Origin of the sequence: Mesorhizobium sp. M8A.F.Ca.ET.057.01.1.1, from assembly GCF_003952565.1 — a bacterium.
GTDB lineage: Bacteria > Pseudomonadota > Alphaproteobacteria > Rhizobiales > Rhizobiaceae > Mesorhizobium.
The window spans coordinates 592,047-613,323 of record NZ_CP034454.1 but is presented as its reverse complement, the minus strand read 5'-3'; the positions used below and the strand labels follow the sequence as shown (position 1 = coordinate 613,323).

Sequence of the window (21,277 nt, the reverse complement as noted above, 5' to 3'; positions counted from 1 at the left end):
GACTCATGATCGCCGTTTTTCCTGTTCGATCACATGGTGGCGGAGCACGCGATTGATCTCGGTTTGATACCCCCCACCTCCGACATGTTCCTTGAACCAGGAGAGCACGTCGGCATCGAGCCGAATGGTCACCGGCTGCTTAATTGGGCGGTAAAGATGCCCACGACGGGCATGTATCCAGTTCTCGGCCGGAGCTTCTGGAATATCGGAAGTATCAATCTCGCTGTCAGGCAAATCGGCCAGCTTTGCAAGCTGGTCTCGCTGGTCGTTGCTAAGGTCCTTCCTGCTCATAGCGCCTCCTTTCATGCGGCGTCGCTTTCCGAGCTCCGACAATCCGAACCCGCTCTTCGATCCGGGTAGGTATGGACAACCAGCAGAACCACTACGGTTTTGACCATCCCGATCGCATGCCATCGTTGCTCACCGTCTTCGAAGCGGTCAGGCACGATAAGATGAAGCGGGTCATCGAACACCTTCTGGGCGAGATCGAATGCAACCGCATGTTTGGCAAGATTGCGTCTGGCCTTTCAAGGTCCCATTCAAATCGCAAAGCGGGCAGCTTCGATCGGTAAAAATCAAGTCAAAAGTCAGACTGTGGCGTCCGCGCTTTAATGCCCGTCGCCGGATTTCGCCTTCTTGCGCCGCCGCGCCAGCATGTTGAGCCCCTCGACCAGCGCCGAAAAACCCATCGCCGCGTAGATGTAGCCCTTGGGAACATGATAGCCCATGCCGTCGGCGATCAGCGTCATGCCGATCATCAACAGGAAGCCCAGGGCCAGCATGACGATGCTGGGGTTCTTGGCGATGAAGTTGGCCAGCGGACCCGCCGCCAGCATCATCACGCTGACGGCCACGATCACGGCGATGTACATGATGGCGATCTCGTCGGTCATGCCGACGGCGGTGATGATGGAATCGATCGAGAAGACGAGGTCGAGCAGCAGTATCTGGAAGATCGCGCCGGCGAGCGAGATCTTGAGCGTTTCGCCCAGCATCGTGTCCTTGTGGTCGTCGGGATCGACCGTGTGGTGGATCTCCTTGGTCGCCTTCCATACCAGGAACAGGCCGCCGGCGATCAGGACCAGGTCGCGCCAGGAGAAGCCATGGCCGAAGGCGGTGAAGACCGGCGTCGTCAGCTGGACGATGACCGAGATGGTGGCCAGCAGCACCAGCCGCATGATCAGCGCCGCCGAGATGCCGAGCCGGCGCGCACGAGCCCTCTGCTCCACGGGCAGCTTGTTGGTCAGAATGGAGATGAAGATCAGATTGTCGATGCCGAGCACAATCTCGAGCACCACCAGCGTCAGCAAGGCAACCCATGCGGTTGGATCGGAAACGAATTGAAAATGCGGCGCAAGAAATTCGATAAGCTGCATGGAGGTCGTTGTCCCCTCTTTTAACGATCTGAAGCAGATGTCGTCGGCAGTTAGGTACTGCGCGGGCCTATATCAATGTCACGACCAGAAGGACGGGACCGTTTCTTCCAGTCTCGGCCCGCGACGAAACGGCGCGATCTTCTCAGTCAGTCCGGTACGATCGGAAATATTGACACCGACCCCACACAAGGTCGCCGGGCCGGTCGCAGCTTCGAAGCGCCCCTTTGGCACTTTCGACAGGAACCGGTTGAGTGGTTCCTCTTTGTCCATGCCGAGCGAGGAATCATAATCGCCGCACATGCCGGCATCCGACAGATAGCCGGTGCCGCCATTGAGGATCTGGTGGTCCGCGGTCGGCTGATGGGTGTGGGTGCCGACGACCAGGCTGGCGCGGCCATCGACGAAATGCGCGAAGCACATTTTCTCCGAGGTCGCTTCCGCATGGAAGTCGATGATCACCGCATCGGCCTGCTCGCCGAGCGGACAGGCTGCAAGCTCACGCTCGCCGGCCTGGAACGGATCGTCGAGCTCGGGATGCATGAACACCCGGCCCATTATGTTGGCGACCAGCACGCGCGCACCGTTTTTGGCGATGTAGACGCCGGAGCCGCGACCGGGCGTGCCCTTGGGAAAATTGGAGGGCCGCAGGAAACGTTGCTCGCGCGGCGCGAAGGCCAGCGCATCGCGCTGATCCCAGACATGGTTGCCGGTGGTGACGACATCGGCGCCCGCGGCGATGGTCTCCCGAAAGATCTCTTCGGTGATGCCGAAGCCGCCGGCGGCATTCTCGCCATTGACGATGACGAAGTCGAGTTTGAAGTCCGAGATCAGTCCAGGCAGTTGTTCCCACACCGCCGTGCGCCCTGTCTTGCCGACCATGTCACCGAGGAAAAGAAGTCTCATGGGATCCCAAACCGAAAGTCAGTGTTGCATGACTTTCCGCGAGAGATCATGCATGACAAAATCTATCTACAATTGCGGTGCGAAGCGGCGCAACCCACTCTCGGTTAGTATTTCCGGAATGACCACGTCGTGGTTCTCGTCCGGCACCCGCGCCACCTCCTGGCAGTCGAAGGCGATGCCGATCAGCCGGGGCGTATGCCCTTGTCGACAAGCTTCGCGATCGCGCGATCGTAATAGCCGGCGCCATAACCGATGCGGTGGCCGCGTGCATCGAAGGCGGCGAGCGGCACCAGCATGACCGAGGGGTCGAGAACCTCGGCCTCCGCGTGCGGTCCGACCGTGCCAAAGCCCATGTCAACCATCGGCGCGCCTCGCACCAGTTCGCGAAAGACGATGGTGGTCTTGTCGAGAATGGCAGGCAGGCAGAGCCGTGCGCCCTGCTCACGCAAGGCGAACATCAGCGGCCTGACATCGACCTCCGAGCGCATCGGCCAGAAACCGGAGACGATCTGGCCAGGCCCGATCTCCAGATGGTCGCGCGCCGTCTCCGCCATTTCGAGCGCGGCCTCGACCCGCCAGAATTCATCCAGCGCGTCGCGGCGAGCGAGTGCCTCGAGGCGCAGCTGCTTTTTCAGGTCTTTGGGAGGGGTCATGCGTCCAAGGTAGAAAAGGTCAGAGCTGCGTGAGGTCTCAAGCGCGACGTTTTCCACCGCATCATCCACCATGATGGGTGGACGCCTTGCGACAAGTGACGGTCCACACAACCGGTGGAGAGGTCGATCCCGGGTGCCTACAAAGTAGGTGGGCGCCGTGTGAGAAAACCCACGGGTCTTCCCAGGGACAGCTCCCTAAGGATCGTTAAGGCCCCGGGGAAAAGTGTCTCCTGCCGGGAAGCGCAGACCGCCTCGATCAATATAGGCCGATGGTGGCCCAAGCGCCAGAGAGACGGCGCTCTTTCCGCACCGGTCGGCATCATCGCCTCTGCAGACCCGCCCTTGCGCGGACCGGAGGGCCTCCTTACGGTTCCCGGAATGAACCAAGGAGCAAAAATGCGTTTCGAAGGCACGGCGGCCTATGTCGCCGACAAGGATCTGATGGTGGCGGTCAACGCGGCGATCGCGCTGGAACGGCCACTGCTGGTCAAGGGCGAGCCCGGCACCGGCAAGACGGAACTTGCCCGGCAGGTGGCGGCGGCACTCGGCCTCGACCTCATCGAATGGCATGTCAAGTCGACGACACGGGCGCAGCAAGGTCTTTACGAATACGATGCCGTGTCGCGGCTACGCGACAGCCAGCTCGGCGATGTCAGGTTCAACGACATCAAGAACTACATCAAGCGCGGCAAGCTTTGGGAGGCGTTCGCGGCTGGCAAGAAGGTCGTGCTTCTCATCGACGAGATCGACAAGGCAGACATCGAGTTCCCCAACGATCTCCTGCAGGAACTCGATCGGATGGAGTTTTTCGTCTACGAGACCGGCGAGACCATCCGCGCCGCCGTGCGCCCCATCGTCATCATCACCTCCAACAACGAGAAGGAACTGCCGGACGCCTTCCTGCGCCGCTGCTTCTTCCATTATATCCGCTTTCCAGACGTCGATACGCTGCACAGGATCGTCGATGTCCATTATCCCGGCATCAAGCAGAACCTGGTGCGCGCGGCCCTCACCCAGTTCTACGAAATCCGCGACGTGCCGGGCTTGAAGAAGAAGCCGTCGACATCGGAGGCATTGGACTGGATCCGTCTGCTGGTCGCCGACGACATCGCGCCCGAGGATTTGCGCGCTGACGCCAAGAACGCGCTGCCCAAGCTGCATGGCGCCCTGCTGAAGAACGAACAGGATGTGCATCTGTTCGAGCGGCTGGCCTTCATGGCCAGACGGCAGCAATAGCAAGGCAGCAGTAGCGCTTTCCCCGCTTCTGGACCGTTGCGGCAGCCCGAGGAGCACGTCAGCATCGGCCAGAACCCTTCGGAGGAGATAGAATGTCTGAGATTGTTGTCCGCCCGTTCGTGCAATCCGACCACGCTGACTGGCGCCGCTTGTGGACTGATTATCTGACCTTCTATGAAACCAAGCTGCCGGAAGAGGTCTACGCGATCACCTGGAAACGGCTATTCACGACAGGCGAATTCGAGCCGAAGGGTTTTATAGCTACCCTCGACGGCAAGGCCGTCGGCCTTACCCACTATCTCTACCACCGCTCCGGCTGGTCGGAGAAAAACAATTGCTACCTGCAGGATCTGTTCGCCGACCCGGATGTGCGCGGCAAGGGCATCGGTGCTGCCCTGATCGAAGCGGTGAAGGAGGAAGCCGGCAAGATCGGCGTGAAGAACGTCTACTGGATGACGCACGAAACCAACGCCACCGCGCGCAAGCTCTACGACCATGTGGCGCGCAGGACCGGCTTTATCGAGTATGATCTGTTGTAGCCATGTTCATCCCATTCTTCCTTGAACTGAAGGCAGCGCGCGTTCCCGTTTCGCTCAGGGAATACCTCTCTCTGCTGGAAGGGCTGGAAGCCGGGCTTGTCGATTATGACGTCGAGGGTTTTTATTACCTGGCCCGCGCCGCTTTGGTGAAGGACGAGCGCCATATAGACCGCTTCGATCAGGTGTTCGCGCATGTCTTCAAGGGCATCGAGGCGCTGGGCGGACCGGATGCGGTCGACGTCGCTGATATTCCCGAGGAATGGCTGCGCCGGCTCGCCGAAAAGCACCTGACCGAGGAGGAGAAAAAACTGGTCGAGGCGCTTGGCGGCTTCGACAAGCTGATGGAGACGCTGAAGCAACGGCTCGAGGAACAGAAGGGCCGCCACCAGGGCGGCTCGAAATGGATCGGCACGGGCGGCACCTCGCCCTTCGGCGCCTATGGCTACAACCCCGAAGGCGTGCGCATCGGCCAGCACGAAAGCCGCAACCGGCGCGCGGTAAAAGTCTGGGACAAGCGCGAATTCAGGAATTTCGACGATGCCGTCGAACTCGGCACCCGCAACATCAAGATTGCGCTGAAGCGTCTGCGCCGCTGGGTGCGCGAAGGCGCCGAGGAAGAGTTCGACCTGCCCGGCACCATCCACGCCACCGCCGAGCACGGTTATCTCGACGTCCGGACACGGCCCGAGCGCCGCAGTGCGGTGAAGCTCCTGATGTTCTTCGATGTCGGCGGCTCGATGGACGATCATATCAAAAGCGTCGAGGAGCTGTTTTCGGCGGCTCGCGCCGAATTCCGCCAGCTCGAATATTTTTATTTCCACAACTGCCTCTACGAAGGCGTGTGGAAGGACAATCGCCGCCGCCATGCCGAGGTGATTCCGACCTTTGACCTCATCCACAAATATGGCCCCGACTATAAGGTCATCATCGTCGGCGATGCCTCGATGAGCCCTTACGAGATCGCCCACCCCGGCGGTTCGGTGGAACACTGGAACCCCGAGGCCGGAGCCGTTTGGCTTGGCCGGCTCCTGCAGCAATGGCCGAACGCGGTATGGCTGAATCCGGAGAGTGAAAGGAATTGGGGCTTTACGCATTCCATCGCCATGATTCGCGACATCTTCGGCGGCCGCATGTTCCCGCTGACGCTGTCCGGATTGGAAGGCGCCACCAGGCAATTGTCGCGCAGACATTGAGATGTCCGAAGTGCTCGGGGCTGGGCAGATGTGTAACAAACGCCTATCTTCAGCCGAATACCCGGTTGCAACCAAGAACGAGCCGACAAGGCTGAGGAGATCAAATGGACACCCACACCTACCCCGTCACCCGCACCGATGCCGAATGGCGCGCCCGGCTGACGCCGGAGCAATATGCCGTCATGCGCAACCACGGCACCGAGCGGCCAGGAAGCTGCGCCCTGCTCTATGAGAAGCGTGCCGGCACGTTTTCCTGCGTCGGCTGCGACCAGCCGCTGTTCCAATCCACGCTGAAGTTCGAAAGCGGCACCGGCTGGCCGAGCTTCAACGATCCCGTTCCGGGCTCGGTCGAGAACACCGTTGACCGCAGCTACGGCATGGTCCGTACCGAGTGCCACTGCTCTCGTTGCGGCAGCCATCTCGGCCATGTCTTCGAGGACGGCCCGCCGCCGACCGGCTTGCGCTACTGCATCAACGGCGTGGCGCTGAAATTCGAGCCAGCGGCCTGAGCAAGGCGTCAACATCTCTCGCAAAGGGCGGCTCCTGCCGCCCTTTTTCGTAAGCGGATGCCTCCCTCAGACGACGACCGTCGCGATCAACCAGAGCGCGGAACCCAGCATCATGAACGAGGCCTTGGCGCCTGCGGATTTCTCAGCGGTCCGCCAGACGGCGAGAGTGAGAAAGATGTTGTAGGGCACCGGCGCGAAATGCACCGCCAGCACCACCCCAAGCGGCAGCTTCAGCCCGAGCAGCACAAGCGCCAAAGCCGAAGACGCGATGTTGATGGCGGTGCCGACCATCATCATATCGCGCCAGAACAATCGGTCGCCCGGCACGTCTTGCTGCCAGCGTGCGCGGAAGAACCCGGCTTTGCGGTTCGTTTTCACAGGTGCGGCGCCCGTCGGATCAAGGTCATCAACCAATCGAGCCTCGTTTGTACGGCGCCAAAGGTCTCGACTGCACCAACAGCGGAACGCCACTAGAATTGCCGCGAACGATGCAGAATCCGCCGCCGGGACGTGTACGATCCCAGACCTGTGACCCGTATCGCATTCTGTCATTTGCAACGCAAACACAGAGGGGTTCGGCATGAGCGATCAAGTCTACAACGTTCTCTTTCTTTGCAACGCCAACTCGGCCCGCTCGATCATGGGCGAAGCCATCTTGAACCGGGTCGGAACTGGCCGCTTCAAGGGCTATTCCGCAGGCGCACGGCCGAAAGGCACCGTCAACCCCTATGCGCTTCAGCTGCTGGAGAGCCTGAACTACGATACGTCGTTCGCCCGCTCGAAGAGCTGGGACGAATTTTCCGGACCTGGCGCGCCGGCGATGAACTTCGTTTTCACAGTCTGTGACAGCACGGCCAATGAAAGCCTACCGGACTGGCCCGGTCATCCGATGACCGCACTGTGGGCAGTGCCGGATCCTGCGATGGCGGGTGGCACGGACGCCGAACGGCACCTCGCCTTCGCCGACGCCTATCGCATGATGAACAACCGCATCGCATTGCTGACGAACCTGCCGATAGCGTCGCTCGATCATCCGGCTTTGCAGCAACATTTGGACGAAATCGGCCGTCATCAGCCGCAGCAGGGCTGAAAGCCTTCCAGCCGCGCAAAAGAGGCGGGTGGCATCCGGATTTACGGCCGCGCATCGTTCTGCAGGACGGCGACGACGGCGCGCTCGATCCGTGATGCCTCAACGACCAGCCAGTCGGTCATCGCCGGCCAGTTGTCCTCGGCATAGCAATTGACCCGCCACATCGAATTGATGCCAAGGCCTTCGCAGCTTTGTTCCGGCCTGAGCCTCAGCCTGTCCTCGATCGCCGGCTGGAACGGCTTCAGCCGCGACCAGCTTTGCGTGGCGCCGAACTTCTCGTTGCGGCCGAAGAAGACGCCGACATGGCTCTGCGCCGGCGCGACATACATCGAAACCACCAAAGCGAAATCTGGCAGCCCGCGCTGCCAGAACCAAGGTCCGCGCCGCGCCAGCCGGGCTCTTTCTTCCGGATGCCGTTCGGCAAACAGCGACCAGAAGCCGCGATGGCGGAATTCCGAGGCGCGACGGCCGCCGAAGTCGAATTCGCTCATGGTTCGAACCGTGTCTCCGGCAACCGCATCGGGCGCCGGCCGTGGGCCTTACTCCATGCCGAGCGCGGCCATGTACAGATCGAGGATAGCATCCTCCTCCTGGCGCTCGGCCTGGTCCTTCTTGCGCAGACGGATGATGGTGCGGATTGCCTTGGTGTCGAAGCCGGTACCCTTGGCCTCGGCGAAGACTTCCTTGATGTCGTCGGAAATTGTCTTCTTTTCTTCCTCGAGCCGCTCGATGCGCTCGATCAAGGCACGCAGCTGGCCGGCGGCAACAGTCTGGCTGGTCTCGGTGATATCGTCGGCCATGTTATTCTCCAAAGATCGGTTCCGCGCCGCGACTCGGGGAACGTGCCGCGGCGAATTTCAGCGGTTCGATGCCCGACCGGGGCCGGCGGGTCAAGCCGTTATCGACAGCCTCGCCAAGGGCTGCCGCCAGAAGCCGACAACCTGCCTGTTCCTTGCGAACTCTCAGTTGAACGCGATCAGGAGATCCTTCGCATCGATCTGGTCGCCGGCCTTGACCAACACCTCGGCGACCGTGCCATCGCGCTCGGCATGCAATGCCGTCTCCATCTTCATCGCTTCGATGGAGAGCAGCACGTCGCCCGCCTTGACCGCCTGGCCGGCGGCAACCGCGAGCGCCGAAACCACACCCGGCATCGGCGCCCCGACATGCGCCTCGTTGCCGGGCTCGGCCTTGCGACGCGCCTTGGCGGCGGAAGCGCCATGCGCGCGGTCGGGCACCTTCACACGCCGCGGCTGGCCGTTGAGCTCGAAGAACACGGTGACCATGCCCTTGTCATCGACATCGCCGAACGCCTGGCAGCGCACGACCAAGGTCTTGCCCTTTTCGATGTCGACGAAAATCTCATCTTCCGATTTCATGCCGTAGAAATAGGTCGGCGTCGGCAGAACGCTGACCGGGCCGTAGGTTTCCTGGGCGGCGACGAAATCGGAAAACACCTTCGGATACATCAGCCACGAGGCGAACTCGTATTCCGACAGCTTGCGCTCGAGCTTTTCCTCGATCTCCTTGCGGCTCTTCTTGAGGTCGGCCGGCTTGAGCAACGAACCGGGCCGCGCCGTGATCGGCTTGTCGCCCTTCAGTGCCTTCTTCTGCAGCGCCTGCGGCCAGCCGCCCGGGGACTGGCCGAGGTCGCCGCGCAGCATCGAGACGACCGAGTCCGGGAAGGCGATGTCGCGGGCCGGATTCTCGACATCGGCAACGGTCAGGTCCTGGCTCACCATCATCAGCGCCATGTCGCCGACGACCTTCGAGGACGGCGTCACCTTGACGATGTCGCCGAACATCAGGTTGACGTCATGATAGGTCTGCGCCACTTCGTGCCAGCGTGTCTCAAGCCCGAGCGAACGCGCCTGTTCCTTGAGGTTGGTGAACTGCCCGCCCGGCATTTCGTGCAGGTAGACCTCCGACGCCGGTCCCTTCAGGTCGCTTTCGAAGGCGGCGTACTGGTTGCGCACCGCTTCCCAGTAGAACGAGATTTTCCGGATCCATTGCGGGTCGAGGCCCGGATCGCGTTCGGTGCCCTTCAGCGCTTCGACGATCGAACCCAGACACGGCTGCGAGGTGTTGCCGGAAAAGGCGTCCATCGCCGCGTCGATGGCGTCGACGCCGCTTTCCACCGCCGCCAGCACGGTTGCCGCCGACAGGCCCGATGTGTCGTGGGTGTGGAAATGGATCGGCAGGTCGGTCGCCTCGCGCAGCGCCTTGAAGAGCACGCGGGCGGCACTCGGCTTCAACAGGCCAGCCATGTCCTTGACCGCGATGATATGGGCGCCGGCGGCCTGCAATTCGCTGGCCAGCCCGACATAATATTTGAGGTCGTACTTGGCCCGCGCCGGATCGAGAATGTCGCCTGTATAGCACATCGCCGCTTCGATCAGCTTGCCCTCGGCGCCCACGGCGTCCATGGCGACACGCATGTTCTCGACCCAGTTCAGGCAGTCGAAGACGCGGAACAGGTCGATGCCGCCCGCCGCTGCCTGCTTGACGAAATGCTGCACGACATTATCGGGGTAATTGGTGTAGCCGACGCCGTTGGCGCCGCGCAGCAGCATCTGCAGCAACAGGTTGGGGGCTGCTTCCCGCACCAGCGACAGCCGCTCCCATGGATCCTCGGTGAGGAAGCGCATGGCGACGTCGAAAGTGGCGCCGCCCCAGCATTCGAGCGACAGGAGCTGCGGCAGCGCGCGCGCATAGGTGCCGGCGATGCCGGCAATGTCATGAGTGCGCACGCGGGTCGCCAGCAGCGACTGGTGGCCGTCGCGCATCGTCGTGTCAGTGACCAGCACTTCCTTCTGCTCGCGCGTCCAGGCGGCGAACTTCTCCGGCCCGAGCACGTCGAGCTTCTGCTTGCTGCCGCTCGGCACATTGCCATTGAGATAGGGCACCACGGGCGGCGCCGCGTCCGCCTTTGGCGTCGGCCGGCCGCGCGTCTCCGGATGGCCGTTGACGCTGACGTCGGCCAGATAGTTGAGCAGCTTGGTGGCGCGATCCTGGCGCTTGACCTGCTGGAACAGCTCCGGCGTCGTGTCGATGAACTTGGTGGTATAGGAATTGTCGGCGAAGCTCGGGTGATTGATGATCGCTTCGAGGAAGGTGAGGTTGGTGGCGACACCGCGGATGCGGAATTCGCGCAAGGCGCGGTTCATGCGGGCGATCGTCTCGGCCGGTGTCGGCGCCCAGGCCGTCACCTTCTCCAGCAGCGGATCGTAGAAGCGGGTGATGACCGCGCCGGAATAGGCCGTGCCGCCATCGAGGCGGATGCCGAAGCCGGTGGCGCCGCGATAGGCGGTGATGCGGCCATAGTCCGGAATGAAATTGTGTTCGGGATCTTCCGTGGTGATGCGGCACTGCAAGGCATGGCCGTTCAGCCGGATGTCCCGCTGCGCCGGCACACCCGATTCCGGCGTGCCGATGGCGAAGCCGTCGAGGATGTGGATCTGCGCCTTCACGATGTCGATGCCGGTCACCATCTCGGTCACGGTGTGCTCGACCTGGATGCGCGGATTGACCTCGATGAAATAGAACTTGCCGGTATCGGCATCCTGCAGGAATTCGACGGTGCCGGCGCCGATATAGCTGGTCTCGCGCGCGATCTTCAGCGCATAGCCGCAAAGTTCCTGGCGCAGGTCCTCGCTGAGGTAGGGCGCCGGCGCGCGCTCGACGACCTTCTGGTTGCGGCGCTGGATCGAGCAGTCGCGCTCGAACAAATGCACGGCATTGCCATGCGTGTCGCCAAGCACCTGCACTTCGACATGGCGGGCGCGCTCGATCAGCTTTTCGAGATAGACCTCGTCCTTGCCGAAGGCGGCTTTCGCCTCGCGCTTGCCTTCCATGACCTCGCGGGCGAGGTCGGCCTCGGAACGGATGGCGCGCATGCCGCGCCCGCCGCCACCCCACGAAGCCTTGAGCATGACCGGATAACCGACCGTCTTGGCGAGTTCCTTGACCGCCTCCATATCGTCCGGCAACGGATTGGTGGCCGGCACCACGGGCACGCCGACCTCGATAGCGAGATTGCGCGCGGCGACCTTGTTGCCCAGCCGCCGCATCGTGTCGGGCTTCGGACCAATGAAGGTGATGCCTGCCTGCGCGCAGGCCTCGGCGAATTCGGGGCTTTCCGACAGCAGCCCGTAGCCGGGGTGGATGGCGACGGCGCCTGAAAGCCTGGCGACGCGGATCACCTCCTCGATCGACAGATAGCTCTCGATCGGCCCCATGTCCTTGTTGAGATGCGGACCGCGCCCGACCTGGTAGCTTTCGTCGGCCTTGAAGCGGTGCAGTGAGTATTTGTCTTCCTCGGCCCAGATCGCCACGGTTTTGAGACCCAGCTCATTGGCCGCGCGAAAGACGCGGATGGCGATTTCTGACCGGTTGGCGACGAGGATCTTCGTGATGGCCAAGGACTGGGCTCCAGCAGCGGAAGGGACAGGAAATCGGGGCAATGATTAGCGTGAAAATGCTGCAGTGCAAACAAAATCGACGTTGATTTAAACCGATTTAAATCAATTATTCGGTCAACACTCGCATGCATTCGTTCGCAAGGGGCCGAACAATGGCGACAATTTCGATCCTGGATGCGATCTTGCCGGCTAAGGAACGCGGGCAGGGGATATCACGGCGCCGGCCCGCGTCAAAGAAAATGCCCGGCGCGAGGCGCCGGGCATCGTTGGTTTCGGATCCGAATGAATTACGACTTCGGGAACCAGGAATACTTGCCGTCGTCCTTCTTCTTCCATTCGTACATGATGTAGCCCGGGAGCTTCGGATCGCCCTTGGCGTCATAGGCGAGATCGCCCAGGACGGTGGGGAACGGGCCGCTTTCATGCATCGCCTTGGCGACAGCCTGCGGATCGTTCGTCTTGGCGGCGGCTGCCGCCTCTGCGACCACCTGCACGGCTGCGTAGGCGTAGAGCGTGTAGGCTTCCGGCTCGAAACCCTGCGCGCGGAACTTCTCGACCAGTTCCTTGTTGGCCGGGATCAGGCGCGGGTCGGGGCCGAACGTGTTGAGCGTGCCGGCGACGGCATCGCCCGCGATCGCGGCGAGTTCGTCCGTCACGATGCCGTCACCCGACATCATCGGGGCCTTGAGGCCCTGGTCCGCGGATTGACGGATGATCAGGCCGGCTTCGGTGTGCAGGCCTCCCCAGTAGATCAGGGTGACGCCGGCTTCCTTCATCTTGGCGATCAGCGCCGAGAAGTCCTTGTCGCCGACATTGACGCCTTCATACATCACTTCCTTGATGCCGGCGGCATTCATCGCCTTCTTGGTCTCGTCCGCGAGGCCCTGGCCATAAGGGGTCTTGTCGTGGATCACGGCGACTTTGGCATCCTTGAAGTTCGCGGCGATATAGGCGCCGGCGATGCTGCCCTGCTGGTCGTCGCGTCCGCAGGTACGGAACACATTCCACAGGCCGCGCTCGGTGAACTTCGGGTTGGTTGCGGCCGGCGTGATTTCGACGATGTTGTTTTCGGCGTAGACTTCGGAGGCCGGGATCGACACGCCGGAGTTGAAGTGGCCGATCACAAACTTGACGCCGTCGCCGACGAACTTGTTGGCGACCGAGATGCCCTGCTTCGGATCGGAGACATCGTCACCGACTTCGAGCTTGATCTGCTCGCCATTGATGCCGCCCTTGGCATTGATCGCGGCGACGGCCGCTTCGGCGCCCTTCTGCAGCTGTGCGCCGAAGGCCGCGTTCGGGCCGGTGATCGGACCGGCAACACCGAACATTACATCAGCCCACGCATTGCCGCCGAACGCGACGAGCGCGGTCAGGGCGACGGCGGACAATAGTGACTTTTTCATTGAAACGCTCCCATTAACGGAGTGGGCGTGGATGAAGCTTTCATGCGATGCCCACCCTTATCGCAGAAAGCATAGTTTGCCCATTTTCAGGCACTTGTCACGCCGATTCATCCCAGAAACGGCGTTTATGATGAACGTCAACCTTTCGGTTTCCAGCTCAAAAGCGAAGCTCTTTCGTAGAGCCAATTATATTGCGTGACCATCTGGTTGGTTCGCGTGTATTGATAGCCAACAAAGCCCAGTATCATCAGCACGATTGTGTCGACGATATAGTAATGCAGTGAGAACATCGTACCGTCGAACAGCGCGTGATGGATGAAGCGGATGCCGATGCCGAGCCCGAGCAAATAGGCAAACAGCTGGATGAAGCTGCGCCATGTCTGGGCGCTGGCCTTGCCGGTCATCCATGCCGCCCAGCCGCCGAGCAGGCAGGTGACGAAGAAGAACTGCCAGATCGACGGTTCCTCGTAGAGAATGCCTTGCATGGGAAGTCTCCTGAACTCAGTGATGTCCGCCTTCGAGATAGGCGGCGCGCACTTCCGGATTGGCGAGCAGCTCCTTGCCGGTACCGCTCATCGTCACATTGCCGTTGACCATGACATAGCCGCGCGTGGCGAGCTTGAGCGCGCCGAACGCGTTCTGCTCGACCAGGAACACGGTCAGCCCTTGGGTGCGGTTCAATTCGCGGATGGCATCGAAGATCTGCTTGACGATCAGCGGCGCCAGACCCAGCGACGGCTCGTCGAGCAGCAGCAGTTTCGGCCGCGCCATCAACGCGCGTCCGATCGACAGCATCTGCTGTTCGCCGCCCGACAAGGTGCCGCCACGCTGGGCGATGCGCTCCTTCAGTCTGGGGAACAGCGTGAACACCTTCTCGACGTCCTCGCCATAGTATTTGAGGTTGTCGAGGCTGGCGCCCATCTGCAGGTTTTCCATCACCGTCATGCGCGGGAAGATGCGCCGGCCCTCGGGTGACTGGGCAATGCGCATGCGTGCGATTTCATGCGTCGGCAGCTGGGTGATATCGGTCCCGGCGAAGGTGATGGTGCCGGTGCGGGCGCGTGGAGCCCCGAAGATGGTCATCATCAGCGTCGACTTGCCGGCGCCGTTGGCGCCGATCAGCGCCACGATCTCCCCTTGCTTGACGGTGACGTTGACGCCGTTCAGCGCCCGGATGTTGCCGTAATAGGTCTCCACGCCCTTGATATCGAGCAGCGTTGTCGTGGCCATCACTTGCCCCCTCCACGCTTGCCCTGACCGGGCTTGCCTGTGCTCGCGGCCTTGCCGGACGCATGACTCGTCGCCACCTTGCCCGCGTCGACGCGGCGCGAGAATTCGGTATCCTTGCCCTGACCGAGCAGCTTCGCCTGCTTGACCCATTCCTCGCGCGCGATGCGCCCGTCAAAGGCGAGATAGGCCTCGACCGCCTCGACGTCAGACTTCTTCCAGGCGCCGATCTGGTCGAAGTGGAAGATACCGTGTTCGTTGAGCTTCTTCTCGTTGACCGTACCGATGCCTTTGATGCGGGTCAGATTGTCGGCCTTGCCGCCACGGGGGGCAGCTAGGCGGTTCGAAACGCCTTCGGCCTTTGCCGCCGGTGCCTTGGCGGCCGGCTTCTTCGCCGCGGCCTTCGTAGCCCCCGTCTTCGCGGCCGGCCTGGCTGCGGGAACCGGCTTGGCCGCCACCGGCTTGCTCGCCACGGTCGCGACACGGGCATCGACTTGCGCCGCCTTCGAGGCGCCCTTCGACACAGTGACGCGCTCGCCCTCGCTGTGTCCAACCGTGTCGCTCACTGGTCCGGCCAGGTATGACGACGATGTCCCCGGGCCATGCGCGGCATCCGGCCCTATGTCGAGCTGCTCGATGACGTCCTCGTCGCCGACTTCGGTGAGCACGGTCTCGACCTCCTCGTCATCGACGCCGAGATAGGCGGCGATAACGCGCGGATCGGTGCGCACCGACTGCGGATTGCCGTCGGAGATCTTGCGGCCATATTCCAGCACGACGACGTGGTCGGAAATCTGCATGACCACGGACATGTCGTGCTCGATCAAGAGGATCGAGGTGCCGGTCGTATGCTTGATTCCCATCAGCAGTTCGTTGAGAGCCGCCGATTCCTTCGGGTTGAGGCCGGCCGCCGGTTCGTCGAGGCACAGAAGCTCGGGACCGGTGCACATGGCGCGCGCGATTTCAAGCCGCCGCTGCGCGCCATAGGGTAAGTCGCCTGCCGGATCGTCGGCACGATCGACGAGATCGGCCTTTTCCAGCCAGTGCTTGGCAAGCTCCACCGATTCGGCCGAGGCCTTGCGGTAGCCGCTGAAGCCGAACAGGCCCAGGATCGTATAGCCCGAAGCCTTCATCAGCTTGTTATGCTGGGCGACAAGCAGGTTCTCCAGCAGCGTCATGCCCGAGAACAGGCGTATGTTCTGGAAGGTGCGCGCCACCTTGGCGCGCGCCGGAATCTCGTGGTTGGGCAACCGTTCCAGCAGGTAGCTGGAACCGTCGGCCCGGTTGAGCGTGATCATGCCTTCCGACGGCTTGTAGAAGCCGGTGATGCAATTGAACACCGTGGTCTTGCCGGCGCCGTTGGGACCGATCAGCGCGGTGATTTCGCCGCGCCTGGCGGTGAAGGACAGGTCGCCGATGGCAACCAGTCCGCCGAACTTCATTGACAGATGCTCGACCTGCAGGATGGCGTCGTTCATTTGCGTGGTCGCATTCATCAGCCGTGGCCCTCCTTGGTGAAGGAGCCTGAGACAGCCCTTCGCTCCTTGAGGAAGGCGGTTGGTTCACGACTGCCGACGAAGCCGCGCGGCTTCCACAGCATGACGATGACCATGGCCATGCCGAACAAAAGCATGCGGTAGAGTTCTGGTGTGAAATCGGGCCCGAAGACCTGCTTGAGGAAATCGAGTTCGCGCAGCGCCTCGGTGCCGCCGATCATCACCATCGCGGCGACGGCGATGCCGACCAGCGAACCCATGCCGCCAAGGACGACGATGGCCAGGATAATGGCCGATTCCAGGAAGACGAAGGATTCCGGGCTGACAAAGCCTTGCCGGGCGGCGAAGAAGGAGCCGGCAAAACCGCCGAACATGGCGCCGGTGGCAAAGGCGGTGAGCTTGGTCGTGGTGGTGTTGATGCCCAGCGAGCGGCAGGCGATCTCGTCCTCACGCAAGGCTTCCCAGGCGCGGCCGACCGGCAGGCGCCGCAGCCGGATGGTGACGAAGGCGGTTAACAGGCAGAGCCCAAGGATCAGGTAGTAGAGGAAGATCTTGTAGTAGGCGCTGGACGTGGCGATGTTCAGCACCTTGGCGATGTAGTTCGGGTCCGACACGTTGAAGGTCATCAGGCCGAAGAAGCTGACCTTGGGAATGCCGGAGATGCCGGCCGACCCATTGGTGACCTCGCGCCAGTTGATCAGCACGAGGCGGATGATCTCGCCGAAGGCGAGCGTCACGATCGCCAGATAGTCGCCGCGCAGGCGCAGCACGGGAAAGCCGAGCAACACCCCCCAGAGCGCGGCCATGGCGCCCGCGGCGGGCAACAATATCCAGAACGACAGGCCGAAATGCGTGGCGAGAAGCGCATAGGCATAGGCGCCAAGCGCATAAAAAGCGACATAGCCAAGATCAAGCAGACCGGCGAGGCCGACGACGATGTTCAGTCCCCAGGCCAGCATCACATAGATCAGGATCTGGATGCCGAAATTATCGACCCATTTCAACGAACCCTGCAACCCTCCGGTGATCGACCAGGCGTTGAGCGACAGCACCGCGACCACGAGGATCGGGTACAGCACCAGCGCCGAGATGCCCAATTTGGTGAAGTTGGCATGGATGAAGGCGCGGAAGTAGTAGATCACGCAGGCCAGCACATAGATGAGCGCCAGGGCACGCAGGAATTGCAGATAGCCGGCCGGTTCTGCCCCAATCCATCCGGCGAGAGAGCTGTTGAACACGAACAGCAGCACCATGGCGACGGCCGCTCCGATGAAGGTCGGCAGGGTGAAGAAGCGGGATGCCACGCTTGCCGGCATGAGGCCGGTGGTCACGTTGGCGACCTTTTGGTTGGCCATGAAGGGCTGGCCATAGGCAACGTAGAGGAAGCGTCCGACTGCGGTGGCGATCACCACCGCGGCAAGCAAGCCCCAGCGCTGCACCACGACCAGTTCGTTGGACATGTTCTGGTCGGTCTTGAGGCCGATGAAGAGCACGAACAGGCCGAGCGCGATGGCGCCGGCATAGAAGGCCTCGCGCAGAGCGCGCTGCATGGGGCTGGCGACGGTGTCGCGCTCTGGAGATACGGTTACGGCCATGGTCTCAGACCTTTTCGACTTCTGGCCGGCCCAATATGCCGGAAGGCAGGAAGATCAGGACGATCGCCAGGATCGAGAAGGCGGCGACGTCCTTGTAGTCGATCGAGAAATAGGCCGACCACATGCTCTCGATGAAGCCGATCAGCAGCCCGCCGAGCACGGCGCCCGGAAGCGAGCCGATGCCGCCAAGCACCGCGGCCGTGAAGGCTTTCACACCCGGCACGAAGCCGTCCGAGAAGGCGATGACGCCGTAGTACATCAGGAACAGCGTGCCGGCGACGGCGGCAAGGGCCGCCCCCATGATGAAGGTGATCGAGATGGTGCGGTCGACGTCGATCCCGAGCAGTGCCGCCATCTTGCGGTCCTGCTCGCAAGCGCGTTGCGCCCGGCCAAGCGAGGTCCTGTTGACCAGGTACCAGAACACCGCCAGCAGCAAAGCGGTGACGATGACGATGATGATCTGCTTCAGCGACACGCTGACGCCGTTGATGTTGTAGACTTGGCTGACCATCGGCGGGATCGGCTTGTTGCGCGGCCCTTGCGTCACCTGGACGAAGTTCGACAGCGCGATCGACATGCCGATGGCGGTGATCAGCGGCGCCAGCCGGAACGAACCGCGCAGCGGCCGGTAGGCCACTTTCTCGATCGTCCAATTGTAGAGGCTGGTGAGCAGCATCGCCACGATCATCATGACCAGCAGCGCGATGACCACGGGCACCGAATAAAACAGCGCGCCGAGGATGAGGAAGACGATCAGCGCCGTGAAAGCGCCCACCATGAAGATGTCGCCATGGGCGAAATTGATCATGCCGATGATGCCGTAGACCATCGTGTAGCCGATCGCGATCAGCCCATAGATCGATCCCAGCGTCAGCCCGTTGATAAGCTGCTGGACAAAGTACTGCATGTGTACATGGCTCCCCTGGAATGTCGCCCATGCAGACGCATCCCTTTTCGTATTTCCCCTAGTCGTAAAGTTTCGAGCCCGGATTGCAACGTGATTTTTTCGACCGCTCCGCGTGTTTCCAAGTCACGTCTTCCCGATCGCCCTTTTTTCGCACCCGGCCCCTGGACTATCGCGGACCCTATCATTGGCATAACGCAATGTCTTTGACGATTGGGCCGCATCATGCGCTCCGTTTCGAAGAAATCACCGTCAAAATTAGGTGATGAGACGAATCGTTGCGTTCCTGACACGGTTCGTCTTTTCGTCACATTCCTTTCCCCAAGGTCAGGATTCTCCTACTTGACCACGAAACCATGCGCGAATGGATCACGGTCGTCGATGAAGATGGTGTTCAGCCCGGTCATGCGCGCCCAGCCGCCGATCGAAGGGATGATCGCCGGCTTGCCCGCCGCGGCGACCTCCTTTTCGACCTTGCCCTTGAACAGCGAACCGATGATCGATTCATGGACGAAGGCGTCGCCCTCCCTGAGCTTGCCCTTGGCGTGAAGCTGCGCCATGCGCGCCGAGGTGCCGGTGCCGCAGGGCGAGCGGTCGATCGCCTTGTCGCCGTAGAAGACGGCGTTGCGCGCATCGGCGCCCTCGACCGTCGGCTTGCCGGTCCACAGCATGTGCGACAACCCTGCGATGCCGGGATTCTCCGGATGCACGAAGGAATACTTCTCGTTGAGCCGCTTCCGCACCACCGGGCTCCAGGCGATGAGGTCGCCGGCGGAATAGTCGGCCATGTCGCGATAGTTCGCCTGCGGTTCGACGATGGCGTAGAAATTGCCGCCATAGGCAACATCCACGGTGATCTCGCCGAGCCCAGGACATTCGACCGTCAGCCCTTCGGCATAAAGGAAGGACGGCACGTTGGTGATGCGCACCTCCTCGACATACTCGCCGACCTGCTTGTATTCGGCGATGACCAGGCCAGCCGGCGTGTCGAGCCGCAGCACACCCGGCGTCTTCGGCTTGATCAAGCCGTGCTCGATGGCCATCGTCACCGTGCCGATGGTGCCGTGCCCGCACATGGGCAGGCAACCTGATGTCTCGATGAACAGGATGGCGATGTCGCAATCCTCGCGTGTCGGCGGGTAGAGGATCGACCCTGACATCACGTCATGGCCACGCGGCTCGAACATCAGGCCGGTGCGGATCCAGTCATATTCGGCGAGGAAATGCGCGCGCCGTTCCATCATCGTCGAGCCCTGCAGCAACGGACCGCCGCCGGCGACCAGCCGCACCGGGTTGCCGCAGGTGTGGCCGTCGATGCAGAAGAAGGATTTCTTGGCCATGTCGCTCCTCGAAAATCAAAACCCGAAAAAATCAAAATCGTTGTGGGCTGAAGGGCGCCAGATCAACGGACGAAGTCTGCCCCAGAATGAATTCCCTGATCAACCGCCCGGTTGCCGCGGCCTGGGTCAGGCCGAGATGGCCATGGCCGAAGGCGTAGATCACCGACCGGCTGCGCGTCGCCTTGCCGATGACGGGCACCGAATCCGGCAGCGAGGGCCGGAACCCCATCCATTCGCGTCCGCCCGAGGGATCGAGCCCCGGCAGGAATTCCCGCGCCTTCCGCAAGAGCGCTTTCGACCTGTTGAAATTGGGCGGCCGCTCGATACCGCCGAGTTCGACGGCACCGCCGACGCGCAGTCCCGTTTCGAGCGGCGTGATGACGAAGCCGTGACCGGAAAAGATCAGCTGCCGCGTCACGTCGAAGGCGCTCGTCGGCAGCGTCGTGTTGTAGCCGCGTTCGGTCTCCAGCGGAATGCGGTCGCCGAGCTGCCGCGCCAGCAGATGCGACCAGGCGCCGGCGGTGACGACGAGGCGCCTGGCCTGCCTGGTCGAGCCGTCGGGCAGCGTTAGCGTCGCGCCATCTTGATCGGCGGCGACCCCGTCGATGCGGGCCATCTCGAAACGGGCACCCTTGGACTGCGCATAAGCCCACACCGCCTTGCCGAGCAGTTTTGGATCGGCGACCGTCTTCCATCCCGGCACGAAGGTGCCCTTGACGAAACGCGGTGACAGCCCCGGTTGCAAGCCCGCCAGGTCCTCGCCCGCGACATGGCGGAAGCCTATGCCGAAACGCTCGCGCGCCGCCCAGCCGGACAGCGACGCTCGGAATTCCGCCTCACTTTCGTAGAGCTCGAGCGAGCCGTCCTCGCGCAGCATCGGCCGTGTGCCGGAACGATCGAGCAGATCCCACCATTCGGCCTCGGCAAGCTTCATCATGCCGGCCTGCGCTGTCAGGCTCGCCTCGTATTTCCCTGGCGCGCCGGCGCGCCAGAACCGGATCAGCCAAGGCAGAAGCTTTGGCAGGTAGGCGGGCGGAATGCTGAGCGGGCCGAGTGGATCGGCGAGCCATTTCGGCAGCTGCCGGATCATACCCTTGTGGGCCAGCGGCAATACGTCGGAGAAGGCAAAGGCGGCGGCGTTGCCGGAGCTCGTCTCCTCGCAGATGCCAGTGCGGTCGAAGACCGTGACATCCAGCCCCGCCTCGGCAAGGAAAGCCGCCGCGCAGATGCCGATGATGCCGCCGCCGATGATGGCGATGTCGATTACGGCATTGTTAGTCATGGCGGCGCACAGTGCAAAACGCCCTCTCTCGCTTCTCCGTGCCAGCCCCCTCATCCGGCCCTTCGGGCCACCTTCTCCCAGCTGGGGAGAAGAGGCTGACGCCAACG

20 protein-coding genes, 1 other RNA gene and 3 pseudogenes are annotated in these 21,277 nt (G+C 62.2%); 5 read left to right on the top strand and 19 right to left on the bottom strand.

From position 1 onward, the window contains the following. Nucleotides 1-3: 3 nt before the first annotated feature. The 6 genes and pseudogenes from EJ077_RS02680 to ssrS form a co-directional block, all read right to left on the bottom strand. Nucleotides 4-291, bottom strand: coding sequence for a BrnA antitoxin family protein (locus EJ077_RS02680; protein ID WP_208699412.1), 288 nt, complete (start codon nt 289-291; stop codon nt 4-6). Between the two features lie 11 nt (nt 292-302). After that, on the bottom strand, nt 303-473 hold the full coding sequence (locus EJ077_RS31845; protein WP_245458622.1) for a BrnT family toxin: 171 nt from the start codon (nt 471-473) through the stop codon (nt 303-305). Nucleotides 474-608: 135 nt separating this feature from the next. Continuing rightward, complete coding sequence (locus EJ077_RS02670; RefSeq protein ID WP_208699410.1) at nt 609-1,376, bottom strand: TerC family protein; 768 nt, start codon at nt 1,374-1,376, stop codon at nt 609-611. A 78-nt stretch (nt 1,377-1,454) separates the two neighbouring features. After that, nucleotides 1,455-2,279, bottom strand: a complete 825-nt coding sequence (locus EJ077_RS02665; protein WP_208699408.1) for a TIGR00282 family metallophosphoesterase — start codon at nt 2,277-2,279, stop codon at nt 1,455-1,457. A gap of 66 nt (nt 2,280-2,345) precedes the next feature. Continuing rightward, nucleotides 2,346-2,932, bottom strand: a pseudogene (locus tag EJ077_RS02660) (5-formyltetrahydrofolate cyclo-ligase). A gap of 96 nt (nt 2,933-3,028) precedes the next feature. Further along, a non-coding RNA gene (gene ssrS, locus EJ077_RS02655) (6S RNA) lies at nt 3,029-3,184 on the bottom strand. Between the two features lie 144 nt (nt 3,185-3,328). Here ssrS and EJ077_RS02650 point away from each other — a divergent pair. From EJ077_RS02650 to msrB, 4 genes are all read left to right on the top strand, one after another. Further along, nucleotides 3,329-4,168: an AAA family ATPase gene (locus tag EJ077_RS02650; protein WP_127278130.1), complete on the top strand. Its 840-nt coding sequence runs from the start codon at nt 3,329-3,331 to the stop codon at nt 4,166-4,168. Between the two features lie 92 nt (nt 4,169-4,260). Further along, on the top strand, nt 4,261-4,707 hold the full coding sequence (locus tag EJ077_RS02645) for a GNAT family N-acetyltransferase (RefSeq protein ID WP_208699406.1): 447 nt from the start codon (nt 4,261-4,263) through the stop codon (nt 4,705-4,707). A gap of 2 nt (nt 4,708-4,709) precedes the next feature. Next, nucleotides 4,710-5,900: a vWA domain-containing protein gene (locus EJ077_RS02640; RefSeq protein ID WP_208699404.1), complete on the top strand. Its 1,191-nt coding sequence runs from the start codon at nt 4,710-4,712 to the stop codon at nt 5,898-5,900. 104 nt (nt 5,901-6,004) lie between these two features. Further along, nucleotides 6,005-6,409, top strand: a complete 405-nt coding sequence (gene msrB, locus EJ077_RS02635) for a peptide-methionine (R)-S-oxide reductase MsrB (protein WP_027141754.1) — start codon at nt 6,005-6,007, stop codon at nt 6,407-6,409. Between the two features lie 66 nt (nt 6,410-6,475). Here the strand turns inward: msrB and EJ077_RS02630 are convergent, their stop codons facing one another. After that, a complete protein-coding gene (locus EJ077_RS02630; RefSeq protein ID WP_245458621.1) occupies nt 6,476-6,823 on the bottom strand; it encodes a hypothetical protein in 348 nt (115 codons plus the stop codon). A gap of 166 nt (nt 6,824-6,989) precedes the next feature. Here EJ077_RS02630 and EJ077_RS02625 point away from each other — a divergent pair, with 166 nt between their 5' ends. Beyond that, nucleotides 6,990-7,499 (top strand): arsenate reductase ArsC, encoded by a 510-nt coding sequence (locus tag EJ077_RS02625; RefSeq protein ID WP_208699402.1) that lies wholly within the window; start codon nt 6,990-6,992, stop codon nt 7,497-7,499. A gap of 41 nt (nt 7,500-7,540) precedes the next feature. Here the strand turns inward: EJ077_RS02625 and EJ077_RS02620 are convergent, their stop codons facing one another. From EJ077_RS02620 to EJ077_RS02570, 12 genes and pseudogenes are all read right to left on the bottom strand, one after another. Continuing rightward, a complete protein-coding gene (locus tag EJ077_RS02620; protein WP_208699400.1) occupies nt 7,541-7,990 on the bottom strand; it encodes a hypothetical protein in 450 nt (149 codons plus the stop codon). A gap of 48 nt (nt 7,991-8,038) precedes the next feature. After that, nucleotides 8,039-8,299: a DUF2312 domain-containing protein gene (locus EJ077_RS02615; RefSeq protein ID WP_140702457.1), complete on the bottom strand. Its 261-nt coding sequence runs from the start codon at nt 8,297-8,299 to the stop codon at nt 8,039-8,041. A gap of 162 nt (nt 8,300-8,461) precedes the next feature. Further along, a complete protein-coding gene (gene pyc, locus EJ077_RS02610) occupies nt 8,462-11,920 on the bottom strand; it encodes a pyruvate carboxylase (RefSeq protein WP_208699398.1) in 3,459 nt (1,152 codons plus the stop codon). A gap of 287 nt (nt 11,921-12,207) precedes the next feature. Then, nucleotides 12,208-13,326 (bottom strand): branched-chain amino acid ABC transporter substrate-binding protein, encoded by a 1,119-nt coding sequence (locus EJ077_RS02605; protein WP_208699396.1) that lies wholly within the window; start codon nt 13,324-13,326, stop codon nt 12,208-12,210. Nucleotides 13,327-13,463: 137 nt separating this feature from the next. Beyond that, nucleotides 13,464-13,811, bottom strand: coding sequence for a DUF6867 family protein (locus tag EJ077_RS02600; protein WP_149907541.1), 348 nt, complete (start codon nt 13,809-13,811; stop codon nt 13,464-13,466). A 16-nt stretch (nt 13,812-13,827) separates the two neighbouring features. Further along, a complete protein-coding gene (locus EJ077_RS02595) occupies nt 13,828-14,556 on the bottom strand; it encodes an ABC transporter ATP-binding protein (RefSeq protein WP_127276520.1) in 729 nt (242 codons plus the stop codon). Beyond that, entirely contained in the window at nt 14,556-16,049 is a 1,494-nt protein-coding gene (locus EJ077_RS02590; RefSeq protein WP_245458620.1) for an ATP-binding cassette domain-containing protein, read from the bottom strand. The genes EJ077_RS02595 and EJ077_RS02590 overlap by 1 nt, the downstream gene beginning before the upstream one ends. Continuing rightward, nucleotides 16,049-17,173, bottom strand: a pseudogene (gene livM / locus EJ077_RS02585) (high-affinity branched-chain amino acid ABC transporter permease LivM); the annotation flags it as partial. The gene EJ077_RS02590 and the pseudogene livM, both read right to left, overlap by 1 nt. Before the next feature lie 192 nt (nt 17,174-17,365). After that, nucleotides 17,366-17,599: pseudogene (locus EJ077_RS32725) on the bottom strand (DUF3382 domain-containing protein); the annotation flags it as partial. Between the two features lie 49 nt (nt 17,600-17,648). Beyond that, nucleotides 17,649-18,551 carry a branched-chain amino acid ABC transporter permease gene (locus EJ077_RS02580; RefSeq protein WP_208699392.1) on the bottom strand — a complete coding sequence of 301 codons (903 nt, stop codon included), beginning with the start codon at nt 18,549-18,551 and terminating at the stop codon, nt 17,649-17,651. A gap of 335 nt (nt 18,552-18,886) precedes the next feature. Beyond that, nucleotides 18,887-19,888 (bottom strand): 4-hydroxyproline epimerase, encoded by a 1,002-nt coding sequence (locus tag EJ077_RS02575; protein WP_208699390.1) that lies wholly within the window; start codon nt 19,886-19,888, stop codon nt 18,887-18,889. Between the two features lie 31 nt (nt 19,889-19,919). Beyond that, nucleotides 19,920-21,170: an NAD(P)/FAD-dependent oxidoreductase gene (locus EJ077_RS02570; RefSeq protein ID WP_208699388.1), complete on the bottom strand. Its 1,251-nt coding sequence runs from the start codon at nt 21,168-21,170 to the stop codon at nt 19,920-19,922. Nucleotides 21,171-21,277: the final 107 nt, after the last annotated feature.